At 63.5% G+C, this 12510-nt stretch carries 13 protein-coding genes and 1 pseudogene; 8 read left to right on the plus strand and 6 right to left on the minus strand.

Annotated elements, in window-relative coordinates; translation table 11 throughout:
* Window positions 1-28: 28 nt before the first annotated feature.
* On the minus strand, window positions 29-2020 hold the full coding sequence (locus NKH49_RS10085) for a PhoX family protein (protein ID WP_352925995.1): 1992 nt from the start codon (window positions 2018-2020) through the stop codon (window positions 29-31).
* 201 nt (window positions 2021-2221) lie between these two features.
* Between NKH49_RS10085 and NKH49_RS10090 the strand changes: the two genes are divergently transcribed.
* The 3 genes and pseudogenes from NKH49_RS10090 to NKH49_RS10100 all read left to right on the plus strand — a co-directional run.
* Window positions 2222-2560 carry a hypothetical protein gene (locus tag NKH49_RS10090; protein WP_023679017.1) on the plus strand — a complete coding sequence of 113 codons (339 nt, stop codon included), beginning with the start codon at window positions 2222-2224 and terminating at the stop codon, window positions 2558-2560.
* 14 nt (window positions 2561-2574) lie between these two features.
* Window positions 2575-3276 carry a phosphatase PAP2 family protein gene (locus NKH49_RS10095; RefSeq protein WP_352925997.1) on the plus strand — a complete coding sequence of 234 codons (702 nt, stop codon included), beginning with the start codon at window positions 2575-2577 and terminating at the stop codon, window positions 3274-3276.
* A 259-nt stretch (window positions 3277-3535) separates the two neighbouring features.
* A pseudogene (locus NKH49_RS10100) lies at window positions 3536-3785 on the plus strand (sodium-independent anion transporter); the annotation flags it as partial.
* A gap of 15 nt (window positions 3786-3800) precedes the next feature.
* On the opposite strand, the gene NKH49_RS10105 reads toward NKH49_RS10100, so the two are convergent.
* The gene (locus NKH49_RS10105; protein WP_352614771.1) at window positions 3801-4661 is read right to left on the minus strand and encodes an SMP-30/gluconolactonase/LRE family protein; all 861 of its coding nucleotides are present in this window, start codon (window positions 4659-4661) and stop codon (window positions 3801-3803) included.
* 115 nt (window positions 4662-4776) lie between these two features.
* On the opposite strand from NKH49_RS10105, the gene NKH49_RS10110 reads away from it, so the two are divergent.
* On the plus strand, window positions 4777-5580 hold the full coding sequence (locus tag NKH49_RS10110; protein WP_352451850.1) for a helix-turn-helix domain-containing protein: 804 nt from the start codon (window positions 4777-4779) through the stop codon (window positions 5578-5580).
* A gap of 127 nt (window positions 5581-5707) precedes the next feature.
* Here NKH49_RS10110 and NKH49_RS10115 read toward each other — a convergent pair whose 3' ends face one another.
* From NKH49_RS10115 to NKH49_RS10125, 3 genes are read right to left on the minus strand one after another with little or no spacing between them, the layout of a single operon-like run.
* A complete protein-coding gene (locus NKH49_RS10115; RefSeq protein WP_352539806.1) occupies window positions 5708-6505 on the minus strand; it encodes a C40 family peptidase in 798 nt (265 codons plus the stop codon).
* Between the two features lie 41 nt (window positions 6506-6546).
* Complete coding sequence (locus NKH49_RS10120) at window positions 6547-7488, minus strand: CHAD domain-containing protein (protein WP_352614769.1); 942 nt, start codon at window positions 7486-7488, stop codon at window positions 6547-6549.
* Window positions 7485-7958, minus strand: a complete 474-nt coding sequence (locus tag NKH49_RS10125; RefSeq protein WP_352614767.1) for a CYTH domain-containing protein — start codon at window positions 7956-7958, stop codon at window positions 7485-7487. The genes NKH49_RS10120 and NKH49_RS10125 overlap by 4 nt, the downstream gene beginning before the upstream one ends.
* Before the next feature lie 89 nt (window positions 7959-8047).
* Here NKH49_RS10125 and NKH49_RS10130 point away from each other — a divergent pair, with 89 nt between their 5' ends.
* Genes NKH49_RS10130 through NKH49_RS10145 form a run of 4 tightly spaced genes read left to right on the plus strand, consistent with a single transcriptional unit; the run spans window position 8048 to window position 11776 of the window.
* Entirely contained in the window at window positions 8048-8764 is a 717-nt protein-coding gene (locus tag NKH49_RS10130; protein ID WP_352473604.1) for a CerR family C-terminal domain-containing protein, read from the plus strand.
* A complete protein-coding gene (locus NKH49_RS10135) occupies window positions 8761-9714 on the plus strand; it encodes an HlyD family secretion protein (RefSeq protein WP_352473602.1) in 954 nt (317 codons plus the stop codon). Before NKH49_RS10130 ends, NKH49_RS10135 begins: the two co-directional genes overlap by 4 nt.
* The gene (locus NKH49_RS10140) at window positions 9711-10631 is read left to right on the plus strand and encodes an ABC transporter ATP-binding protein (protein ID WP_352614765.1); all 921 of its coding nucleotides are present in this window, start codon (window positions 9711-9713) and stop codon (window positions 10629-10631) included. The genes NKH49_RS10135 and NKH49_RS10140 overlap by 4 nt, the downstream gene beginning before the upstream one ends.
* A gap of 8 nt (window positions 10632-10639) precedes the next feature.
* Window positions 10640-11776: an ABC transporter permease gene (locus NKH49_RS10145; protein WP_352473617.1), complete on the plus strand. Its 1137-nt coding sequence runs from the start codon at window positions 10640-10642 to the stop codon at window positions 11774-11776.
* A gap of 51 nt (window positions 11777-11827) precedes the next feature.
* On the opposite strand, the gene NKH49_RS10150 is transcribed toward NKH49_RS10145, so the two are convergent.
* The gene (locus NKH49_RS10150) at window positions 11828-12466 is read right to left on the minus strand and encodes a glutathione S-transferase family protein (RefSeq protein ID WP_352614763.1); all 639 of its coding nucleotides are present in this window, start codon (window positions 12464-12466) and stop codon (window positions 11828-11830) included.
* Between the last annotated feature and the right edge of the window lie 44 nt (window positions 12467-12510).

Below are 12510 nucleotides of genomic sequence, written 5' to 3' on the forward strand. Positions count from 1 at the left end.
CCTTGAGACTGCAAGAGCTGGCTGCGTGTCAGACCGCGATCTTGCCGCCGCCTTGCCTGGTGATGGCAACGACCGCCGGGCGCACCGGCATGTCCGGCTTGAAGTCGGGCCAGCGCGTCGACAAATCCTCATAGTAGGACGGACGGCCGAAAGCCTCCCAGTCCTCGCCGCCGTCGCCCGGATGCTGGACCGCAACGAAGGCGGTCTGGTCGTCCGGCGCAAACAGGGGACCGCACATTTCGGCGCCGATCGGCACGCGGAAGAACAGCTTTGATGTCGCCCGTGCCGTCCCCTCCGTATCGACAGCCCACAGACCATCGGTGCGGCCGGTGGCTTTCGGGCCTTGGCCGTCGGTGGCGACCCAGAGGCGGCCAGCCGAATCTACCGTGCAATTGTCCGGCATGCCGAACCAGCCATTGGCGGTGGTTGCGGTCGAGAAGGTGGCGCCGACGTCGGCCACAGCGGGATCGCCGCATTTCAGCAGGATTTCCCACCTGCCCTTTGTCGCGGTGAAATCACCGCCGTCCTCGACGATCTCGATGATGTGGCCAAAGGCATTTTCGGCACGCGGGTTGGCGGCGTCGACCTGGTCGGCCTTGCGCTTCGAATTGTTGGTCAGCATGACATAGACCTTGCCGTTGGCGGCATTGGGCTGGATGTCTTCCGGGCGGTCCATCTTGGTGGCGCCGAGCAGGTCGGCGGCGCGGCGCGTCTCGATCAGCACATCGGCCTCGCCGGCAAAGCCGTTCTCCGCCGTCAGCGGCCCTTGGCCGAAGACGATCGGCAGCCATTCGACCGAACCGTCGTCGGCAAACTTGGCGACATGCAAGGTGCCGTCGTCGAGCAAATCCATGTTGGCGGCGCGGTTGTCCGGATCGAACTTGCCTGTGGTGACGAACTTATAGACATAGTCGAAGCGCTCGTCGTCGCCGAGATAGAAGACGACACGGCCATCCTGGGCGACGATCGATTCGGCGCCCTCATGCTTGAAGCGGCCCATCGCGGTGCGCTTCCTCGGCGCCGAAGTCGCATCCTGGACGTCGACCTCGACGATCCAGCCGAAGCGGTTCGGCTCGTTCGGCTCCTTGCCGATGTCGAAACGGTCGTAATGCGCTGCCCATTCATAGGCACCTTCGGGAATGCCGAGGCGCTTGTAATTGGCCGCCTCCTTGTGGCCCTGCGGCAGCTCGCCCGAGAAATAGCCGTGGATGTTCTCCTCGGCCATGACATAGGTGCCCCACGGCGTGACGCCGCCGGCGCAATTGTTGATGGTGCCGATGACCTTCGTGCCGGTCGGATCGGCGCTGGTCTTGACGCGGTCGTGGCCGGCGACCGGGCCGGAGAGCGCGATCTCGGTGTTGGAGGTGATGCGGCGGTTGAGCTTGCCGTCGCGAACGACCTGCCATTTGCCTGATACCTTGCGTATCTCGACGATAGTGCCGCCATGCGCGGCCATCTCGACATCGACTTGCTCCTTGCTGAGGGGCGCCTGCTTGGCTTTGCCATCGACGATGGTGACGAGGCCCGGAAACATCAGGTGCGGATTGGTGTATTCGTGATTGACGACCAGCAGGCCGTGCTCGGCCGAGCCGTCGATCGGGATATAACCGACATAGTCGTTGTTGTAGCCGAATTGTCTGGCCTGGGCTTCCGCCGACTGTTTTGTCGGATCGAATCCCGGCGAATCGGCGAACAGCGGATCGCCCCAGCGCAGCAGCACGTCGGCGTCATAGCCAGGTGCGACGTGATGCTTGTCGTCGATGCCGGCCTCGAGCTCGTCGAAAGCGAAGGCGGAGCCTTCGCCGGCGCGGGCGTTGTCGGCGGTGATCAGCGCCAGCGGGCTGACGGTAGCGGCTATGGCCGAGACGGCAAGCGAACCCTTGAGGAAGCCGCGGCGTGAGAACCGCGCGGCGATGATCTCACCCATGGTGCGGTTGTCGGTGGGATTGGCTCCTGGCCCATCGTTTTCCTCGAGCAGGCTGGTGCGGAAATGGGCGTCAGGGGTGCGATGTTCGGTCATAGGGCCTGCCTCTGGCTGGATGGATTGCTGGAGCGTGTTGCCTGGCCAATCCGGTATTACCGGCAGGTCACAGTTTGATGACATGCCGGCTAAATTGCCACCTGCGATTTCGTATCCAACATCGGCCCCGCTTGACCGCGACCGGCGCTTCGGAAACAAGAGCTGCGGCAGGCGGTAGGGACCGCATCGGGAGGAACAAAAGTGAGTTTCTGGGGACTTGGGCAGCTCTGCGTCTCGACGGTGATCTTCCTGCTGGCGGCGATGGCCGCAAAACAGTGGGGGCTGGCGCCGAGCCTCGGCAAGATCGTGCTGACGTTGGCGCTCTACTCGCTGGGCAATCTGATCATGCTGAGGCTGATCCGTGAATTCGGCATGTCGGTGTCGTTCAGCCTGTCGGCGGTGATCCAGCTGGTGTCGGTGAATGTGGTGGCGCTGGTCTTCTTCGGCGAACGCGTCAATGCCTTGCAGGCAACCGGCATCGTGCTTGCCATCGCAGCTGTGGCGCTGATCACGCTCGGGCCCTATCTGCAAAGGCTGTAACTGCGATCGGGCCGATGAAGAAGATTGCAAGCAGACTGCCCAACTGGCTGGAGTTCCCGGTTCTGCTGGCCGGGCTGGTCATTGCCGGCGGGCTGTGGGGGTTCGAGGAGCTGATGGAGCTGGCGCGGGCGACCACGCCGCATGCCTTCGACACCGAAATCCTGCTTGCCTTCCGCAAGGCCGGCCAGCCCGACAATCCGATCGGACCGGCGTGGCTGGAAGGGGCGATGCGCGACATCACCAGCCTCGGCAGCGCCAGCGTACTGCTGCTGATCACGGCAGCAATGATCGTCTATCTGCTTCTTGTCCGCAGGCCAGGCGCGGCGCTTCTCATGTTCGTCGCGGTAGCGGGCGGCCAGCTCCTGTCAAGCGTGCTGAAATTCGATATCGACCGGCCGCGCCCCGATCTGGTCTCGCATCTCGCCGATGTGGCATCGCTTTCGTTTCCGAGCGGCCACGCCATGCTGTCGGCGGTGACGTATTTGACGCTGGGCAGCATGGCGGCGCGGGTTTTGCCCGGGCGCACAACGAAGATCTATGTACTCGGGCTGGCGGTGCTGACGACAGTGGTGGTCGGCATCAGCCGCATCTATCTCGGCGTCCACTGGCCGTCCGACGTATTGGCCGGCTGGTGCGCCGGCTTTGCCTGGGCGATGCTGTGCTGGCTTGCGGCACGGTTCCTGCAGCGATGGCTTGGGCGGGCCGACGGCACCTGACTCAAATCAGCCTGTTGATCAGGCCATGACCGCAGCCTGCCAGCAGGAAAACCATCGACAGCAAGGCTGTCGAGGTTGCCAACGCTTTGAATATCTTCACCCGCTCATCCTTTTGAAGTCGTGCCTGTGAAATCGGGATCGCAGTGGATGTCCCGCCAAACGATGCCGAGGTTTGTAGCATCACAGTGCATCGGCTGGCAAAGAGTGCTGCATGTTTGGAGGCAGATCATCAATCCTTGGTGCAGGAAGACGTCGCCGACCACGCCAGCGCAGGAACTTCATCCTCGATTGTTCGGCGGTGCCGTTCTTCGATTCGACGGCAGCCAATGTCATCGAGGGCGCGGGCCCACAAGGCGAGCCGCGCCGGCGTTCGCTTCATTATATCAGGCGCTTCAGCGCAGGATACGCCGCATGCTGATCAACCACGGCGTCAAGCGGCCGCTGGTGACTTACGCGCCTCGATCACGGATGCGCGGGCGCAGCTGAGGAGAGCCGCGCCCGCCGCCTGAGCTGGCAACGCCGGCTTAGTCGAGGCCCAACGCTGAGACCTCGCCCTCGTTCATCAGCGGCACGAAGATTGTCGACCTGCCGTCGGTGCCGATGTCGGCGCTGCCCGGTTTGAACGTCGCAACCGCTTGCGGCGTACCGCCGGTTTTGTAGCGGTAGAGCGTGCCGGTCATATAGGCAGTGGCGTAGATGCTGCCGCCGATGGCAACGACGCCATCGAGGTTGGCAAACTTTTCCGCGCCAGTCAGTGGCGAAACGGCCTTGGTAGCAAGATCGACCGAGAGCAGGCCGCCCGGCTCCGCGGTGCTGAAGTCGGGCTTGATGCCCTTGCCCCAGGAAGCGACGATCAGCCGGCCGCCATCGGCGAAGATGCCATTCGGCGAAGCAAGCGCCGCATCCCTGACGAACAGTTCGGGCCGGTCGCGGTCGATGCGATAGATCGTATCGGCAAGCATATCCGTGACGTAGATCTTGCCGGACGCGTCGGCGGTCATGTCGTTGAGAAAGACCGCGTTCGGCACGTCGATCGTCGATGTTAGCTTGCCGCTTGCGAGGTCGACGACGCGCACATGGGTGAGGTCGGCGACGTAGAGTTTGCCGCCGACAATCGCCATGCCCTTGGGCGCGTCCATGCCGTCGGTCCAGTGTTGCGTGACGAGCTTGCCGTCCATCGACAGGATCGACAGATAGCCGTTGCCGTCGGCTTCGCCGGGATTGCCGACGATGTTCGAGACGATAACGCGCTGGCCGGCGGCGTCGAACAGCGCCGATTCAGGCTGCTCGAGGCCGCCGGTGCGCCACAGTTCAGCGGCCTGAACTGCCGGCGCGGCGGCGATGCCGACCAGGGCGAGAAGTATCGAGGTGAAGAGGCTCTTCATGGCTAGTCTCCTGTAATGGACTGGCGGAGAGCTAGGCTTTTCGATACTTTTCGGGAAGAGCTATCAGGACTAGTACCGAAGGCTGATACCAAATCGTGCAAAAGAGGTGCATCCCATGAACGGCCTGATCTTCGAAGCGCTGAAGCGGACGCTTAAGGCAAAGGGCATCACCTATCGCGTCCTTGCCGAGCGGATGGGTGTTTCCGAGCCGACGGTGAAGCGCATCTTCCACGAGCGCAACTGCAAGCTCGACCGGCTGATGGAGATCTGCACTGCCGCCGGCGTAGAGTTGGAGAACGTGCTCGGCTCTATGAACAGAGGACCAGGACCCGCCAACCAGATCGCGCCGGAGATCGAGCGCAAGCTCGCCGGGCGGCCGGCACTGCTGTTCGTCTTTGTCATGCTTTCCGAGAAATTCACGCCCGAAGGCATCATGCGCTCACAAGGGCTGAGCGAGGCTTCGATGTTCCTCTATCTGCGCGAGCTCGAGGAACTCGGCCTGGTCGCGCTCGGTCGCGGCCTGTCGGCAAGGCTGCTGATCGAGGCGCCGATCCAGTGGAATTTCGAGGGGCCATTGCGGCCGCTGTTCGAGACGACCAACAAGAATTTCATCGGCTGGGCCATCACCCATCTTGAGCGCGAGTCGACGTTCGTCAGCTTCTCCAGGCGGATGCGGCCGGAAACGGCGGAAATGGTCAGGCGCGAGGCGGAGGAATTGGCGGAGCGCGCCAAATTGCTTGCTCATCACGACCAGCACACGACGCCTGAAGACCGACTGGTCGGCTACAAATGGACGTTTGCGTTCGGCGCAACGCCGTTCCCGGTGATCATGCCGATCGGGCCGCATCCGCGCGACGCAGGCGCACGGACCGACGATCGAGTTGCGGCTGCCGCAAACGGACGACGTCTGCCGGCCTAGGTCAAAATGCAGAACGACCGAGTCCGGGCTGTTGGCGGCAGCCAGTCTGACTGAGCTTCTTACCCCCTGAGTATCGGCCGCAAACCGGTTCTCAGAGGGTCCCCTGCTCAAACACAAGATCGAGCGGCTATTCGGCGGTCTTGTTCGCCACCTTGTCATCCCAGACCATCTGCCGGTAGTCGAAGCCGTATTCCAGCGTCGGCTTGACAATACGGAAATAGGGCGACAGGTCGAAATCGCGCGGCGTGTAGAGCGAGTGATGGCGGATGTGCAGGATTTCCCTGCGCGAATAGCTCGACTGGGCCGAGGCACGGCCAGGCGCCCGGGTAATCTCCGGCAGGATCGGGTAGCGGATCAGGCCGTACGCCTCGGCGATCAGCGACGAGCAGATGGCGCGCGTCGGGTCGCCGGAACCGAAAGCCAGCATGCGGCGGCGCCAGCGCACCGGCACCGGCGGCGTCGGCAAGAAGTAGCGCAGCATGTCGAATATGTTCCTGAGATCGTATCTGAGACCGAGCCTGCCGATCATGAACGCGACGACCGCTTCGCGATCGTCCGGCGCCAGGCCACTCGCCCGGCAGATGCGGGTGTTGTAGCTGCGATAGCGCGACAGCGGCACGGCGATGCAGCCATCGCCGAGCGTGACCTCGATCAGGCGCCGCCGCTCCGATCCGTCCTCCGGCTCCGGCAATGCATCGCCGATATAGAAGGCGGCATGCGACCAGGTCGACTGGGTGAGGTATTTGATCGCCGCCGAGATCTTCTGGTTACCTTCGATGAGCAGGATGTCGCCGGGCTCGAGCGTGCGGCGCAACGTTTCGGCGTCCGACGGCGTGTAAGGCTCGTAGCCGGACGATTCCTCCTGCAGCCGGCCGGCAAGCCAGCGGCCAAGTCGGTCCAGAAGCGTGTCGCCGGGCTCGGTCATGCCAGACGGCGATTACCACAGGGCGGCAAGTTAGACCATGATCAGCCCACGCCAGGCGTGCCGGCGTCTTCGTGCGCAACTGTGAGATCTTCGCGCGCCTTACGGGCGAACTTCCTCGTCGAGCGCTTCGGGCTGTCGCCGAAAAGCTCGGCCGCCTCGGCGAGACAGGTCTTTTTCAGGCTCTTTTCCGAACGCTTCAGCAGCTTGGCAAGCAACCGCGTCTCTTCAGCAGGACCGAGTGGCTGGTCCTCGGCATCGAGAAGCGCGCGCATGACGAACACATCGTGCAGCTCGCCGAGCCGCTCGCCCAATTCGTCGACGGCCCTGCGCCGCGTTTTGATCGGCGTCGGCCACAGCCGGCCGAGCAGCGACAGGTGCATGCCATGCGTCTTGGCCGCCTTGCGCAGGTCGTGAAAGTCATCGGCTTCGCCGCGCGAAGCCGCCCTGTCCAGCGCTTTCCTGGCACGGCGCAAAGTGGTGCGCGCGCCTTCGGCGAGCACGTCGGCAGCCTGCTCCGGCTTGTCGGGCAGAGCGAGCTTGTCGATCCGGGCGACACCTTCCTCGCAAGCGGAAATCGCCGCGCCTATCGCAGCATCGAGGCCTGCTCCGCCATGCAGTTCATGCTGGCGCGCGACGAGCCTGTCACGCACCGCACCGAGGCCATCGCCGGCACTTTGCTCGGGAAAGCTTGCCGCCAGCCGGTCGATTGTTTCGACCAGCGCGGTCGCCTCGCGCGGGCCGGCAAGCAGGGCCGCCACCTGGCGGTAGCACCGATTCTCCGTCACGCAGAATGTTTCGTCTCCGGAACGGACAAGGCGCAGCAAGGCGCGGACGTTCTTCAGCCGTTTGCGGCATTTGTGCAGCCCCGGTTCGGGCCTGTCACGCGCCGCGTTCAGATGGTCGATCACCTTGCCGATCTCCTCGGCGAGGATGCGCCTGACCTCTCCGGTCAGCGACATGCGCGGATCGATACGAAAGCTCATGCGACGATCTCCGGAATCCCCCCAAGGGCGAGCGACGCGTTGTAAAATCTCGGCTCGCCGGTGACTTCACGGCCGAGCCAATCTGGCAGCATTTCGTCCTGTATATCATCCGGCGTCTCGAGCTCGGCGATCACCAACCCCGCAAGCGTCCCGCCGAAGACATCGACTTCGTAGCGATAGCCGCGATGTTTAACATGGTGGCGTGTCTTCTCGATGACATGTCCGATGGCAAAAGCCTGCATCTCTTGCGCCTCCGCCAAAGGTACCGGATATTCGAATTCATCGCGCTCGCGTGCCTGGCTGCCGAACTTGAGCGTCAGCTTGGCGGCCGCATCGTTGCTGATGCGAACACGAACCGTACGGCTGGGTTCGGCGACAAGATAGAATTGACGGATATGAATGTCCGCCTCGACCATTGCCCGCCATTCCTCACCTGAGACCAGGAATTTACGCTCGATTTCCTTGCCCATGGCCAGGCACTAAAGCGCGCACGGCCAGAGTTGGCAAGCCGCTTGACCGCACTTGACTTTAATCATTCGATTGATTAAATTGTTGGCCCATGATCAAATCGCCCAGCGCCAGCGGCCTTCCTCATGAGGCGCCCAAGACCGCCGCCGATATGACGCGGGCGGCACTTGTCCGCGCGGCGTTGAAACTGTTCGGACGGCAAGGTTTCGACGGCACCTCGACGCGCCAGATCGCGGCGGAGGCCAAGGCCAATATCGGCTCGATCGCCTATCATTTCGGCGGCAAGGAAGGGCTCCGCAACGCGGCGGCCGACTACATCGTCGACACCATCCAGACCGTTGCCGGCCAGGCGATCGGCAATCTGCAGGCGCCGGTCGCGGCATTGGCCGACACCGAGGCCGCGCGGGCACATTTAGCCGTCGCACTGGAGCGGATGGTCGCCTTCATCGCGGCAAGGCCGGAAGCCGGCGAGATTGTACAGTTCGTCCTGCGCGAGCTGTCGCATCCTACCGCGGCGCTCGACCGTATCTATGACGGCGTGTTCGAACCGGCGCATAACCGGCTCTGCCTGATCTGGGAACAGGCGACGGGCGAGCCGGCCGAGAGCGAGCGCACAAAACTCACCGTGTTCACGCTAATTGGCCAGGTCGTCTATTTCCGCATCGGCCGCGAGGCGGTTATGCGCCGCATGGGCTGGCGCGAGATCGGCAATGACGAGGCCGGAAAGATCGCGGCGGTGGTGACGGATAATCTCAGCGCGATTTTGGCTCGCCGCGATTTGGCTGCCCGAAAGGATCGTGGATCATGAGCCTGCTCTGTTCTTTGCCGCTTGCCGCCCAGCTTTTCAGCGCCTGCGCGCCGGCAGCACCGCTCGCCGTCGGCTACGTCGAGGGCGACTACGTCCTGCTCGCGCCGATCGAGGTGGCGCAGGTCGAGACGATTGCGGTCAAGCGCGGCGACCGCGTCGCGCCCGGCACGCCGGTGGTGACGCTGGAAAACGCCGACGCCAAGATCGCCATCGCACAAGCCGAGGCGGCCCTTGCGCAGGCCCAGGCGCAACTTGCCGACCTGCAGGTCGGCAAGCGGCCTGAAGAGATTGCGGTGCTCAAGGCGCAGCTCGACATGGCCAAGGCGCAAGCCGCCGACGCCAAACGCCGTTACATCCGCGCCAGCGATCTGTTCAAACGCGGCACCGGCACACAGGCCGACTACGACACGGCTTCCGCGACGCTGGAGACGGCCAACGCGCAGGTCGGCCAGGCGGAGGCCAATCTCGCCGTCGGCGGCCTGCCGGCACGGCCGGAGACGATCAAGGCCGCCGACAATCAGGTCAGGCAGGCGCAGTCGGCGCTGGAGCAAGCGCAATGGCGGCTGTCGAAGCGCGTGCTGACGGCGCCCTCGCCCGGCCGCGTCAACGATGTCATCCGCTATCCTGGCGACACGGCCGGGCCGACCGCGCCGGTCATCTCCATGCTGCCGGATGGCGCGGTGAAGCTCAGCGTCTATGTGCCGGAAAGCGCGTTCTCCTCGGTCGACGTCGGCACGCTGCTCAACGTCCGTTGCGACGGCTGCGGATCGGGCGTGAAGGCTCGCGTCAGCTACGTGTCGCCGGATCCGGAATTCACGCCGCCGGTGATCTACTCGCTCGAGACCCGGCAAAAGCTGGTCTATCTGGTCGAAGCGCGGCCGGAGGGCGACGCCAGCGCATTGCAGCCCGGGCAGATCGTCGACGTCGATCTGGCGGACATCGGAAAATGAACGTCATCGACGTGCACGGCCTGGTCAAGCGCTTCGGCGACAAGACCGTCGTCGATCATGTGACTATGGCTGTGGCCGAGGGCGAGATCGTCGGCTTCCTCGGACCGAACGGCTCGGGCAAGACGACGACCATCCGCATCATGTGCGGCTTGCTGACGCCGGATGAGGGCGAAGGCACCGTTCTGGGCTTCGACATCCGCACCGACAGCCTGCGGATCAAACGCGAAGTCGGCTACATGACGCAGAGATTCTCGTTCTACGAAGATCTCACGATCGGCGAGAATCTCGAATTCGTGGCACGGCTCTACCGGCTGAAGCCGCTCGACGAGCACGTTGCTAAGACGCTTGAGGAGCTCGGCCTGACATCGCGCAGGAACCAGTTGGCCGGCACCCTGTCCGGCGGCTGGAAGCAGCGGCTGGCGCTGGCCGCCTGCATCATGCACAAGCCGAAACTGCTGCTGCTCGATGAACCGACGGCGGGCGTCGACCCGAAAGCGCGACGCGAATTCTGGGACGAGATCCACCGGCTGGCGAGCGGCGGCCTGACCGTGCTGGTCTCTACCCACTACATGGACGAAGCCGAGCGCTGCCACCGCATCAGCTACATCTCCTACGGCAAGATGCTGGCCACCGGCACGGTCGAGGACGTGGTGAGGAATGCCGGGCTGACCACCTTCGTCCTGCAAGGGCCGCGGCTCGATCAGGTCGCTGCCGCACTTCATGGCCGCCCCGGCGTCGACCAGGTGGCGCCGTTCGGCGCGACGCTGCATGTCGTCGGCTCCGACAGGACGGCACTTCAGGCAGCCCTCGCCGATGTCGAGAAGGAAAACAAGGGCGTCACGGTATCGCCCGGCGAGACCAGCCTGGAAGATGTGTTCATCCAGTTCATGTCCGGTTCGAAGGACAACATGGGATGAAAAATGGGATAGACAGCATCTTTTCGTTCGCCAGGCTAGGCGCGCTGCTGATCAAGGAGTTCATCCAGATGCGGCGCGACCGCATCACCTTCGCCATGATGCTCGGCGTACCGCTGATGCAGCTGGTGCTGTTCGGCTATGCCATCAACAACGATCCGAAGAGCCTGCCGGCAGCGCTGGTGACGATGAGCAGCGATCCTTACACGCGGGCCATGGTTTCGGCGCTGCAGACCACCGGCTATTACCGCTTCGACCATGTTGCGCAAAGTGCCGCCGAAGCCGAATTCCTGATGGCGCGCGGCGACGTCGCCTTCGTCGTCACCATTCCCGCCGATTTTGCCCGACGGGTCGAGCGCGGCGACAGCCCGCAGATCCTGATCGAGGCGGATGCGACCGACCCGGCCGTCGCCAGCGGCGCCATCTCGACGCTCGGCACCGTCGCCAATCAGGCGCTGCTCAGGGCACGCGGTATGCAGGAGACGGCGGCCGAAGCTGCCCGGGGCCAGCTCCAGGTGGTGGTGCACCGGCGCTACAATCCGGAAGCCGTCTCACAATACAACATCGTGCCCGGCCTGCTCGGCGTCATCCTGCAGATGACGATGGTGATGATGACCTCGATCGCGCTGACGCGCGAGACCGAGCGCGGCACGATGGAGAACCTTCTGGCGATGCCGTCCAGCCCGCTCGAGATAATGCTGGGCAAGGTGCTGCCCTATCTGGCGGTCGGCGCCGTGCAGGTGCTGGTGGTGCTGGCAGCCTCGAAGCTTCTGTTTGCCATCCCCTTCACCGGGTCGATGTCGCTGCTGTTGACGGCGGTCCTTATCTTCGTCTTGGCGCTGGTGCTGCTCGGCTACACGATCTCGACGATCGCCCGCACGCAAATGCAGGCCCTGCAGCTCACTTTCTTCTTCTTCTTGCCGTCGATCATGCTGTCCGGCTTCATGTTTCCCTATCGCGGCATGCCGGACTGGGCGCAGATTTTCGGCGAGGTGCTGCCGCTGACGCATTTCCTGCGCATCATCCGCGCGGTGATGCTGAAGGGCGCCGAGCTGCCGGCGGTGGCAACGGAAATCGGCTGGCTGGTGGTGTTCGTGGCGCTGTTCGCCGGTATTGCGCTGGTGCGGTTCCGCCGGACGCTGGATTAGGGTCGAACTCGATCCGCTTGTGCAAATGATCGAGATTTACACGGACTTGGCCTAGCCCGGGACCGGTGTCAATTCAGGCGCATTGAGCCCTTCGAAGGGATCGCGCCAGGCGTCGATTTCTTCGAGTTCAAGATACCAGCGACTGACAGAGGGATAGTCATCGAGCGGCAATCGGGCGACATCGTTGAAGGGCAGAAACGTCGCCATTCGAAAGTCGGCATAGGAAACCGAAGCGCCGACCAGCCATTCTCGCTCAGAAAGCTCGGCATCAAGTATGGCAGCGGCCGTGCGGAAGTCGCTCAGGCCCTCCTCAACCCGCGCCTGATCGATCGGGCCGAGCCCATAGCGCTGTTTGGTCCCGCGTTCGAAATGCACGACATCGCAGGCTCTTGCGAAGTTCTCTTTCCCCCAACTCAGCCATCGGATCATCTCGGGCTCGTCGTCGCCAGCGCGCCAGAAATCCGAATGCATATCGCGCGAAAGCCGACAGGCTATGGCGTCGGCCTCCCAGAGGCTTTTTCCCGAACCTATAAGGATGGGCAATGAAAGATTTGGATTGAGCGGCCGAAATCGCTCGGCCTGGCCCGGAGCGAAGGGAGAGGCGAATTCAAACTCGACCTTGGCGTTGAGATACCGTGCCACCGCGACCGCGAGGCGAGGATTGGGATTGCGGCTGAAGAACAGTTTCATTGATCTCAGTCTTTGAAGGGTACCGGTTCGGCTGGGCGCAACGG

Origin of the sequence: Mesorhizobium sp. M1088 (assembly GCF_040318575.1) — a bacterium.
In the GTDB taxonomy this organism is placed as follows: domain Bacteria; phylum Pseudomonadota; class Alphaproteobacteria; order Rhizobiales; family Rhizobiaceae; genus Mesorhizobium.

Excerpts from the sequence above, each read along its gene's own strand:
- NKH49_RS10115 (WP_352539806.1), bottom strand. The coding sequence starts at position 6,505 with ATGACCGAGCCCGGCGACACGCTTCTGGACCGACTTGGCCGCTGGCTT.
- NKH49_RS10095 (WP_352925997.1), top strand. The coding sequence starts at position 2,575 with ATGAAGAAGATTGCAAGCAGACTGCCCAACTGGCTGGAGTTCCCGGTT.
- NKH49_RS10110 (WP_352451850.1), top strand. The coding sequence starts at position 4,777 with ATGAACGGCCTGATCTTCGAAGCGCTGAAGCGGACGCTTAAGGCAAAG.
- NKH49_RS10150 (WP_352614763.1), bottom strand. The coding sequence starts at position 12,466 with ATGAAACTGTTCTTCAGCCGCAATCCCAATCCTCGCCTCGCGGTCGCG.
- NKH49_RS10125 (WP_352614767.1), bottom strand. The coding sequence starts at position 7,958 with ATGGGCAAGGAAATCGAGCGTAAATTCCTGGTCTCAGGTGAGGAATGG.
- NKH49_RS10120 (WP_352614769.1), bottom strand. The coding sequence starts at position 7,488 with ATGAGCTTTCGTATCGATCCGCGCATGTCGCTGACCGGAGAGGTCAGG.
- NKH49_RS10140 (WP_352614765.1), top strand. The coding sequence starts at position 9,711 with ATGAACGTCATCGACGTGCACGGCCTGGTCAAGCGCTTCGGCGACAAG.
- NKH49_RS10135 (WP_352473602.1), top strand. The coding sequence starts at position 8,761 with ATGAGCCTGCTCTGTTCTTTGCCGCTTGCCGCCCAGCTTTTCAGCGCC.
- NKH49_RS10085 (WP_352925995.1), bottom strand. The coding sequence starts at position 2,020 with ATGACCGAACATCGCACCCCTGACGCCCATTTCCGCACCAGCCTGCTC.
- NKH49_RS10105 (WP_352614771.1), bottom strand. The coding sequence starts at position 4,661 with ATGAAGAGCCTCTTCACCTCGATACTTCTCGCCCTGGTCGGCATCGCC.
- NKH49_RS10130 (WP_352473604.1), top strand. The coding sequence starts at position 8,048 with ATGATCAAATCGCCCAGCGCCAGCGGCCTTCCTCATGAGGCGCCCAAG.